The sequence below is a fragment of the Micrococcus sp. PSi08 genome, from assembly GCF_054960655.1.
On record NZ_JBHNYP010000065.1, the window covers coordinates 1 to 635 of the forward strand.

The following is a 635-nucleotide window of genomic DNA, read 5'->3' on the forward strand; positions in this document are numbered from 1 at the left end:
AGTTGAGTCCCGCATAGTGGTGTAGCGCCCGGTGGTCGGGCACGTCGTTCCAGACGTGGACGCGGCCACCGTGTGATCCTTCGAGTCAACCTCTCACAGAATCCTCGAATGGAGTCATCACGATGACCGCTCCTCATATTGTCGACCCTGCCGGCCTGCTGGGCGAAGCCCTGTCCGAGGCCTCCCCGGACATGATGCGCCACCTGCTGCAGACGATGATCAACACCCTGCTCTGCGCTGACGCCGATGCGGTGGTCGGCGCCGAATGGGGCAAACCCTCCCGTGACCGCACGGCCCAGCGCAATGGGTACCGGCACCGGGACCTGGACACCCGGGTCGGCACCGTGGACGTGGCCATCCCGAAGCTGCGCTCGGGCACCTACTTCCCGGAATGGCTGCTCGAGCGGCGCAAGCGGGCCGAATCGGCGCTGATCACCGTGGTCGCAGACTGCTACCTGGCCGGTGTCTCTACCCGGCGGATGGACAAGCTGGTCAAGACCTTGGGCATCAATGCCCTGTCGAAGTCCCAGGTGTCCCGGATGGCCGCGGACCTCGATGAGCAGGTGGAGGCCTTCCGCCACCGGCCGCTCGGGGAGGCGGGACCGTTCACGTTCGTTGCCGCGGACGCGTTGACG

At 66.5% G+C, this 635-nt stretch carries 1 protein-coding gene; it reads left to right on the plus strand.

The window, feature by feature from the left end; translation table 11 throughout:
• Positions 1–122 precede the first annotated feature (122 nt).
• Positions 123–635, plus strand: a 513-nt coding sequence (locus tag ACFI33_RS11785; protein WP_462624054.1) for a transposase, incomplete at its 3' end; no start/stop codon positions are given.